Annotated in this window: 7 protein-coding genes; 1 reads left to right on the forward strand and 6 read right to left on the reverse strand. The window is 72.5% G+C overall.

Annotation, left to right across the window (positions count from 1 at the left end; translation table 11 throughout):
- Both FF041_RS09630 and FF041_RS09635 read right to left on the reverse strand, forming a co-directional pair.
- A partial coding sequence (locus tag FF041_RS09630; protein WP_194291980.1) for a S1 family peptidase occupies window positions 1–2,359 on the reverse strand: 2,359 nt, incomplete at its 3' end.
- 130 nt (window positions 2,360–2,489) lie between these two features.
- On the reverse strand, window positions 2,490–3,410 hold the full coding sequence (locus tag FF041_RS09635; protein ID WP_153522031.1) for a GNAT family N-acetyltransferase: 921 nt from the start codon (window positions 3,408–3,410) through the stop codon (window positions 2,490–2,492).
- Window positions 3,411–3,660: 250 nt separating this feature from the next.
- On the opposite strand from FF041_RS09635, the gene FF041_RS09640 reads away from it, so the two are divergent.
- Window positions 3,661–5,223, forward strand: coding sequence for a GMC family oxidoreductase (locus tag FF041_RS09640; protein ID WP_323391529.1), 1,563 nt, complete (start codon window positions 3,661–3,663; stop codon window positions 5,221–5,223).
- Window positions 5,224–5,372: 149 nt separating this feature from the next.
- Here FF041_RS09640 and FF041_RS09645 read toward each other — a convergent pair whose 3' ends face one another.
- The 4 genes from FF041_RS09645 to FF041_RS09660 form a co-directional block, all read right to left on the reverse strand.
- Complete coding sequence (locus FF041_RS09645) at window positions 5,373–6,158, reverse strand: IclR family transcriptional regulator domain-containing protein (protein WP_153522035.1); 786 nt, start codon at window positions 6,156–6,158, stop codon at window positions 5,373–5,375.
- Window positions 6,159–6,357: 199 nt separating this feature from the next.
- The gene (locus tag FF041_RS09650; RefSeq protein ID WP_153522037.1) at window positions 6,358–6,846 is read right to left on the reverse strand and encodes a hypothetical protein; all 489 of its coding nucleotides are present in this window, start codon (window positions 6,844–6,846) and stop codon (window positions 6,358–6,360) included.
- An 82-nt stretch (window positions 6,847–6,928) separates the two neighbouring features.
- On the reverse strand, window positions 6,929–7,441 hold the full coding sequence (locus FF041_RS09655; protein WP_153522039.1) for a RipA family octameric membrane protein: 513 nt from the start codon (window positions 7,439–7,441) through the stop codon (window positions 6,929–6,931).
- A gap of 4 nt (window positions 7,442–7,445) precedes the next feature.
- On the reverse strand, window positions 7,446–8,549 hold the full coding sequence (locus FF041_RS09660) for a hypothetical protein (protein ID WP_153522041.1): 1,104 nt from the start codon (window positions 8,547–8,549) through the stop codon (window positions 7,446–7,448).
- Window positions 8,550–8,655 lie beyond the last annotated feature (106 nt).

The following is an 8,655-nucleotide window of genomic DNA, read 5'->3' on the forward strand; positions in this document are numbered from 1 at the left end:
TGGAGGCGATGACCCGCCCCGCGGCGTCGGCGACGGACGGGGCCGGCAGACTGCCGGCCGCGTCGTCCATCAGCAGAGCCATGGGCGTGTATCGGGGGACGACCAGGTCGGCGAAGCCGTACCGCGCGTACATCTCGTCCACCAGCGCCCTCGTCTCCGCCGTGTCCCGGGTGCGGTAGGCGCGCAGCGCCAGGAGCAGCGCCGTGTAGGGGCCCTCGTCGGTGAAGCTCTCCTGGGCGTCGCGTGACTGCTGGGCCAGTACACGGGAAGCCTGGCCGGCCGCGTCCGCGCGGGCGTTGTTCCGGTCCGCCCAGAAGAACAGGCCCGTGACGAGAGCGACCGATGTCACCATCGCCGTGAGCGCGAGCAGACGACGGCGTACCCTCCGGACAGCGGTGTCGATGAACGTCTTCTCGGCCGGGCTCAGTTCGTGTTCCCGGCTGCTTCGCCAGGTACGCGCCTCGCGGAGCTCGGCGCCGGTCAGTTCCGCTCCGCTCAGCAGACCGCGCCCGCGGCGTCCACGGGCCTCCCACCGTACGATCTTCCGCCGGAGGCTCTCCTGCCAGCTGCGGAACTCATGGTCGGCCTCGACGAACTCCCTGAGCCGGCGCCACTGCGTCAGCAGCGTCTCGTGCGCCAGCTCGACCGTCTCCTCCGGCGGTCCGCCGCCCGGGCGGAACTCCTCGCCGGGGACCACCAGACGCGTGCTCATCAGCCGCTGGGCGATCCGCCACTGGTCGGGCGGCAGCTCCGAGCGGGCCACGGTGCGACGGGTGGGCGCCCGCTCGTCGGCCGGGTGCACCAGCTGCACGAGCAGCGCCCTCGCCCCGCTGTGCTCCTCTTCCGTGAGGCCGCTGGTCCACACCTGCTCGGCATGATTGACCAGCGCGTCGTGGACGCGTCCCAGCGCCTCGTACGCGGCATGGCCTATCACGCCGTGCTGCTGGCGTTCCCACAGTTTCGTCAGGGTGAACTCCAGCAGGGGAAGCCGCCCGGGATCGGTCCCGAGGTCGCTCAGGATCCGGTCGGCCAAGCCGGGTTCGTAGATCACCCCCGAGTTCTCCAGCGGACGGACCACCGCGGCGCGCAGTTCGCTGTCCGACATCGCGCCGACCGTGAACAGCCGGTCTCCGCCGAGCAGCGGCACCAGCGCCGGGTGGTTCAGAGCGGCGGTGAGGAAGTCCGTACGCAGGCTGATCACGACCCGCAGGCGCGAGTCGGCCTGCACCGCGTGCGCCAGCGCGCCCGCGAGCGGATCGAGGTCGGCCTGGCCCAAGTCGAGGAGCGCCTCTTCGAACTGGTCGGCGATCACCAGCAGCCGCTGCTTCCCCTGCCGCGCCAGCACCCGGTCGACGATCGCCGGCATCTGTCCCTGCCGCAGCAGCTCGGTCAGCCTGGGCAGCTCGGCGAGCCGGGCGGTCTCGGTCAGATCGGCTTCCAGCAGGGGGATCAGCGCGAGCGCCAGCGCGGTGAGCGGGGTTCCGCCCAGCTGCCCGGGCCGGAAGGCCACGATCCCGAGATCGGGCGCGCGCTCGCGCAGCCGCGGCAGGACCCCCGCGTACAGCAGCGAGGACTTCCCGCTCCCGGACGGGCCGACCAGGCTGGTCACCGGAGCGTGTCCGAGCAGGTCGACGATCCGGCGGGCCGGTTCGTCCCGGCCGTGGAACAGCCGGGCGTCCCGCTCCTGGAAGGGTTCCAGGGAGCGGAACGGGCATGCCGTCAGGGATGCCTCGCTCAGCGAGGGCCAGCTGTCGCGCAGCTTCTCCGTCGGGATCACATAGGCGGTCCGGACGCTCGACCGGCTGTCGGCGGCCACGACCATGCCGACCACGCCGCCCTCGTCGACGTCCCAGACCGGTGCGCCGGAGAAGCCGCGTTCCACGCGATGCTGGCTGGCCGGATCGGTGTCGTACTGGAACCATCCGGTGCCCTGCCGGCCACGCAGCCAGCCGACGCTCCACGTACCGTCGTCGTGCCTGTTCGGGAACCCGAACGTGCGGACGCGGCGGTCGGGACCGGCGACGTTCTCCACCAGGCGCGCGACCCGCGCTTTGGGCGGGGCGTCGGTGAGCAGTCGCAGAACGGCGATGTCTCCGGTTCCGTCGGCGCCGACCGGCGTCCAGGACTCGATCCGCGCGGCCACCTTCAGACCTGGTTCGGCCAGCGGGAAATCCACCCACAGCCGCCCGGTGGGGCGGTCGGTCGCATCATGGCGGAGGCCGAGCGCCATGGTCACCACATGCGCACAGGTGATCACCTCGTTGCGCCGGGTGAGGAATCCCGCCCCGGCCGGCTGCCCCGCGGCGTCCATGACCCGCGCGACGGCGGCGTCGCTCGGCGCAGCGCTGTCCAACTCCATGAGGCCCCCCGCACACCATGCTGCTTCTCCTCGTCGGCATCAACAAGGTACACATACAGCGGAGTTGACCGACCGTTATCGGTTCCTCGCTCCGTCGGCTCCGAGCTCCGTCACCACTCGCGGCGCCGCGTCAGCCGAGGCTTCGGGTGTGGCGGACTTCCGTGCCGCAGACGCGGTACCCGAACCAGGTGTTGATCGCCAGCATGGGCTCGTTGTCGACGTCGTTGCTGGTGAAGGCGGACTGGTAGCCCGCGTCCCGGGCACGGTGCAGGGAGTGGCTCTTGGCGAGCTTGGCGTATCCGCGTCCGCGGTGGGCGGGGACGGTGGCGGTGACGCCGGAGTGATAGCGGGCGCGGCCGTCCGACTCGACCAGGGTGAACGCCACCGGCTCGCCGTCCTTGAGAACGACGGTGGAGAGCGCCCGGTCCATCAGCGGATGCGCCCAGGTGTGCTCCAGCCAGTCGTCGTACTCCGCGAACTCCGTGTCGATGTCGGCCGGATCGATGGTGGTGGCCTCGGTGTCCACCCGGTACACCGGGCGCGGGTCGTCCGCGAAGTCCGCTACGGTCCGCAGGGCGACGCCGGGCGGCGGCTCGGGCAGCGGAGGGAGGGCGTCCTCGGTCAGGTCCAGTCGCTGGAAGCAGGAGGAGCGGGAGGGCCGGTAGCCGTGCCGTCCGGCGAAGGACAGCGACGCGGGCTCGTCCGTCGCCCAGGTGGACACCTGTGTGGCGCCTTCCGCCGCCAGGTGCCGCTGAGCCGTGCGGAGAAGCAGTCCGCCGGTCCCCCGGCCCCGGTGGTCCGGGTGGACATGGACGCTGAGGGTGGACAGACCCGGCTCCCGGGCGTCGTGGAGCATCCCGGCGGCAGCCGTGCCGATGATCTCCCCGTCCCGCTCGGCGACGACCGTCCGGCTCCTGGCGGCGGGCTCCGCCGTCCGCACCTCGTGCAGAACGCTCTCCGGGGTGGTCACCTGATGCGGCAGCACGGCGCGCAGGACCCGGCATACGGAGACGGCGTCGCCGGGGCGGACATCACGGACGATGGTGCTCATAGCTCCGGACAGTACGAGACGGTACGCCGTGGCGCACACGTATTTCCGTGCGCTCACCGCTGTGCGCCGCGGGACGGAGAAGGCGGCACAGCTCGCTCCCGAGCGGTACCTCTCGCTCCCGCCGGCGATCAGAGTCGGCATGCGGCGGCCCGGGGTCGTCCGTAAATCCGTTGCGAGGGAGGCGAGTTGAGCCTAGCGTGAAATCTTGAACTTATGTGCGTTAATCGAACTCTCAGGGGAGGGAGGTCCGGTGACCGGAAACGGCTGGGACCTGATCGTGGTGGGTGCGGGATCGTCCGGGGCGGTCCTCGCGGCGCGGTGCGCGGCAGCGGGCAGGCGGGTGCTCCTTCTGGAAGCGGGCCCCGACTACCGTTCGGCGCAGATGCCGGAGGTGTGGCGCTCCCCCAACCCCCTGCGCGCGCTGCTCGATCCGGGCACGGCCGGGAAGCTCGTATGGCAGGGGCTGTACGCCACCCGGACGGACGCCCAGGAGCCGGCGCCGTTCTGGCGCGGACGCGGGGTGGGCGGGAGTTCGGCCGTCAACGGTCAGATCGCGATCCGGCCCACCATGGACGACTTCACCGACATGGTCCGGGCGGGGTGCGAGGGCTGGTCGCCGCAGGATGTGCTGCCGTACTTCGCGCGGCTGGAGGACGACGAGGCGTTCGGCGACGCCCCGTACCACGGGCGGGGCGGCCCCATCCCCATCCACCGCGCGCCGCGCGAGGAGTGGGGTGCCGTGGACGCGGCCCTCGACCGGGCCGCCCGGGCCGCCGGGCACGGCTGGGCGCCCGATGTGAACGCGCCCGGCGCGACGGGAGTCTCCCCGTATCCGGTCAATTCCCGGCACGGCCGCCGGGTCTCCACGAACGATGCCTATCTGGAGCCGTCGCGGGGGCTGGCCGCGCTCACCGTCCGGGGCGGCGCCCTGGTGGACCGGGTGGTGTTCGCGAACGGGCGGGCCGTCGGGGTGAGGGTGATCCAGGACGGTACGGCGACCGTGGAGTACGCGGACCTCGTCGTCCTGAGCGCCGGCGCGGTGCACTCGCCGGCGATCCTGCTGCGGTCCGGTGTGGGGCCCGCCCGGCGTCTCCGCTCCCTGGGCGTCGATGTGGTGCGGGACCTGCCGGCCGGTCAGGGGCTCCAGGACCATCCGGTGGTGTTCGTGAGCATCCCGCTGAACGCGGAATCGGTCGTCAGGACGCCCGACGACCGGCACACCAACGTATGCGTCCGCTTCACCGGCGACGGCCCGGCGGCGGAGACGAACGATTTGATGATCACCTCTGGCAATCAGAACGTGCTGGCGATGGAGATCGCCGAGACCCATGCCGGGGCCGGGGCCTTCGGGGTGTGGGTCAACCAGGTCCACTCGCGGGGCGAGGTGACCCTCGCGTCGGCCGATCCCACCGTGCAGCCCGTGGTGCGGCAGCGGATGCTGTCCGACGCGCGGGACCTCGCGCGGATGCGGACCGGAGTACGGCATGTCGTGGAGCTGGTGTGCGGCGACGAGGTCCGGCCCATCACCGCGTGCCCGCCCGAGCGGGTCAACTCCGGGCTGTTCGCCGCGCTCGACGACGACGCGGAGCTGAACCGCCGCCTGCTGGCCACGGCGTACGACGCGCAGCACGCCACCAGCACCTGCGCCATGGGCGACCCGGCGGCCCCCGGCACCGTCGTGGACCCCGCCTGCCGGGTGCTCGGCGTCGACGGACTGCGCGTGGTCGACGCGTCCGTCTTCCCCTCGGTCCCCCGGGCCAACACCCATCTCGCGGCCGTCATGGCGGCGGAGCTGATGGCGGACCGGCTGTGACGCGAGCCCGTGGGACGGCGGTGCGGTGGTGCGGTGGTACGAGGGAGGGTCCGGCCATGCGCCCCGGCGGACCGCTGGGGGCACCGACGGGCCCGTGGCCGGGAGCGGCGCCAGGGCGCGCGGGTCACCGACGCGCCGGGACGGAACCCCTAGATCAGCTGTCCGCGCAGCTCCCCGGCGGCCTCGCGCAGCAGGGGCAGCACCTCGTCGTGCATGGCCTGCGGGCTGATCCGTTCCAGGGAGCAGCCGACGTGCAGTGCCGCTGTCACCCGGTCGTCCCAGCGGTGGAGGGGGACGGCGATGGAGTGAGCCCCCGCCTCGATGTCGTGGGCCACATAGGCGTAACCGTCCTCGCGGACACGGTCCAGTGCGTCGTGGTCCAGGGAGGCCGCCGCTTCCGTGCCGAGGCAGGCGGAGCGTTCGCCGGGTGACAGGTGCGCGAGGAGGACCCGGCCGAGGGAGGAGACGGCGGCAGGCGTGCGGTAGCCGATCCCGCTGCCCACGGCGGCGAGGCGGCGGGGCACGGCGCGGGCGACGACGACCGCGTCCGCGCCGTCGAGGACCGCCACCGAGCAGGCTTCGTCCACGCGGGTGCGGATCCGTTCGCACACCGGCTGCGTGACGGCGCTGACCGGGTTGGAGGTGAGATAGGCGTCGGCGAGCCGCAGCACACCGGGGCTCAGCCCGTAGGTCCGGCCGTCGGCGACGAGGTAGCCGAGGTGTTCGAGAGTGAGCACCGCGCGCCGTACCGTCGCCCGGGACAGGCCGAGTTCGCGGGCGAGGTCCGCCTGTGTGAGCCGCCGCCGCTCCCCGTTGAACACGGCGAGGACGGAGAGCCCGCGGGCCAGCGCCTCGGAGAAGTCCGCCGTGTTCGCGGCGCCGGGAAGCCGGCGCCGCCGCCTCGCGGCACTGTCCTCGTCCGCCAGACGACCCACCGGTCTCACCCTCCTCGCGTACCGTGCCCCGCGCACGGCACCGGAACCGTACGTGTCGCACGGATGTGCGTCAATCGAACGAGAGGGCGGGCAGACTGCTTGACTCCGGGGAGCCCGGGGCAGCCCCGCACAGGCCCGTCAGCCAACCGTTCCCCGCTCGCGCGGCGAAGGTGAGGTGAGCCGCCCGCGCGGGCGCGGATCAGCCGCGGCGGGCGCCTGAGGGCCAGACCACGCGGACGGGGATGCCCGCCTCGCGGGCCTCGGCGACCGTGGCGGCCGTGCCGCCGCCCTTCGCCGAGGGCGCCCCGTCCCAGACGGCGACCAGGACGTCCGCCCGCTTGAGCAGTTCGGTGTTCGCGGCCTCGAACGCCGCGAGACCCTCCTCCACGGCGGGCATCACCATGATGTCGGAGGCCGCCTCCACCAAGCGGTCGAACCGCGCCCTGTGCCGTTCGTCGACCAGGGACCCCCGGTAGTCGCGGAACGGCAGGACCACCGCGAGCTCGCCGCCGAGGGCGAGGACCGTCTCGGCGAAGAGCGAGTCGGCGCCGGGGGCGATACAGGACACGCCGATCCACCCGTGCGCTCCCTCGGTCAGTTCGCCGAGAACATCCCGCAGCGCGTCCCGCAGCGGGGCGTCCGCGCCCTCGGCCAGGCCCATATGCCCGGTTACGGCGACCGTTCGCATCACACCTCGTCCATCCGCCGGTTCACGTCTCCGGCCATTGTCCCACCCGGCCGGGGAGTCCTTCCGGCGGCCGGGCGGCGGCTCAGAGCACGACGGCCAGACAGCCCATGACGTAGGCCGTGCCGAAGGTGAGCGGAACCCACTGCTCTGCATAGGTCAGCGGCACATACCGGCGCCAGTCGCGGCCCTCGCCCAGGGCGCCCCACTCCCCGTCCGAGTAGGCGAACGCCGGGAGCCTCCGCTCCAGCGCGCCGATCACCGCGTACTTGGCGGCGTTGAGCTGCCGGTAGGAGCGCATCATCACCCACCAGACCAGGCACTGCGTCAGCAGGATCAACAGCCCCGACAGCACCACCCACACCGGACGCGGCTGCCGCACCTCACCGGGGAACACCGCGGCGAGGGTGGCGACGACCGCGGTGTTGAGGGTCAGGAAGAAGGTGTTGGTGAGATTCCGCCGGGAACTGACCCGGTCCGCCATCTCGACGCACAGCTTGTACTGCTCCAGTACCGCACCCTGATATCCGTCCTTGCCGCAAGCGTAGTCAGACGGGCTGACGCCTTCGTTCCAGAGCGTTTCATCGATGCCGGCCATGAGGTCATGATGGCCGACCATCCGCTGCCGGGGGATCGATTCCGCGTGCCGGAAGAGTCGCCAACTGAGCCATGACCGGCTTGAGTTGACGGGTGACCAACCGGTTCAGCGATACGATGCTGGGCAGCCGCAGCGTCGACGGGTCGAACCGTATGAAGGTCCCCCGCCAGCCCGGCCCGAAGGCGACCAGGCCCTTGAGGTGGAAGTCCCAGCGCGAGCGGGACCGGCCGCCGTTGAGCACGGTCTCCCAGAGCGGCCGTCGCGGACGGGCGAGCGGCGGGAAGTCCGGAAGCGCCGGCAGCGGCGGCCACCGGCCGGTGTCCGGGGCCCCGGGCTCGGTCCCCGACCGTCGCGCGTACTCCTCGGCGACGGCCGTACGGAAGCGGGCATAGGTCGCGGGGTCGCAGTAGGCCAGCAGCACCAGCCGCGTGGGCGGCAGGACGCGCAGCGCCTCGGTGAACTCCCACACCGTGCCCGGGCCGGGGCCCGCCGACAGCAGCACGACATGCGCGCCGCCGATCAGCCCGGTCACGGTGGACTTCCAGTCGTCGACGGGCAGATACGCGCGTACCGCGCCGGTCAGCGGAAGAGGCTCCCCCGGGCTGCCGATCCCGATCACCCGGCCGAACCGCCTGAAGCGCCGGACCAGGGCCTCCTCCTGGGTGAGCCCGGAGGCGAAGAAGGCGCTCTCGCCCCAGTTGCCGCCGGGGACCTCGATGGGCAGCGAGGCCATCTCCGGGTCCGTCGAGAACGGACGCAGATACAGCACGTAGCGGGTCCCGGTGAGCCGGTCGAAGGAATCGATGATGTCGGCGGTGTGCTGCTTGCCGCGCACGACGAGACGGCGGCCGGTCCAGAAGACGAGCAGGCCGGCGAAGAAGGCGGCCACGCCCGCCAGCAGGCGCAGCCACCAGAAGACGGGCCGGGTGTCGAGATACGCCAGCTGGTCGGCGTAGAAGGAGGCCCTGGCGACCAGGAATCCCGCCAGGCCCACCGCCATGCCCGCCACCCGCAGCGCCCATCCGCCGGTGATCAGCGCATGTCCCCTGGTCGTCCGCTGCGCGCCGCGCGGCGACAGCTCTTCCCTCATCCGCGCGTCCACGTCCACGCCCCCCGCTGTCCCGCCCGCCGCTCCCTGTGCGGTACCCCGGACGGTACGCGCCGAAGCCGTCTCGTACGGGACCTTCGGTCAGATCCCCGCGGGCGCCGGGCGC

It is taken from the genome of Streptomyces jumonjinensis (assembly GCF_009600885.1).
Classification (GTDB): domain Bacteria; phylum Actinomycetota; class Actinomycetes; order Streptomycetales; family Streptomycetaceae; genus Streptomyces; species Streptomyces jumonjinensis.